1 protein-coding gene is annotated in these 500 nt (G+C 68.8%); it reads right to left on the bottom strand.

Going from position 1 to position 500, the window contains the following annotated elements; translation table 11 throughout:
* Positions 1–391: adenylosuccinate synthetase (locus tag C6558_RS39095; protein ID WP_199197147.1), on the bottom strand; the 391-nt coding region annotated here is incomplete at its 3' end.
* Positions 392–500: the final 109 nt, after the last annotated feature.

Genomic DNA, 500 nt, shown 5'->3' on the forward strand with positions numbered 1-500 from the left:
CGCGGCCGGTGGTGCCGATCGCACGCTTGCCCAGGAACCGCTCGGTCACCTTGTCCATGGTCTGGTGGTACGGCGCCACGAGGTGGGCGTTGGCGGAGATCTTCAGGTGCTCGCACGAGTGGCCGCGGGACTCGAGCCCGTCGATCTCCTCGAACAGCGCCTCCAGGTTCACCACCACGCCGTTGCCGATCACCGGCACCGCGTTGGGCGAGAGGATGCCGGCGGGCAGCAGCTTGAGCTCGAACTTCTCCCCGTTGACGACGACGGTGTGCCCGGCGTTGTTGCCGCCGTTCGGCTTGACGACGTAGTCCACTCGCCCGCCCAGCAGGTCGGTGGCCTTGCCCTTGCCCTCGTCGCCCCACTGGGCTCCGACGATCGCGATCGCTGGCATCTGCATCTCTCCTCAGGGCCGCGGGTCGTCCCGGACCGGCCCGTACATGGAAAACGCCCCCTTGCGGTGCGCACGGAGGCCGTACCCCCGAATCCTACCAGCGTGACGG

Source organism: Ensifer sp. NM-2 (assembly GCF_003024455.1).
Taxonomy (GTDB): domain Bacteria; phylum Pseudomonadota; class Alphaproteobacteria; order Rhizobiales; family Rhizobiaceae; genus Ensifer; species Ensifer canadensis.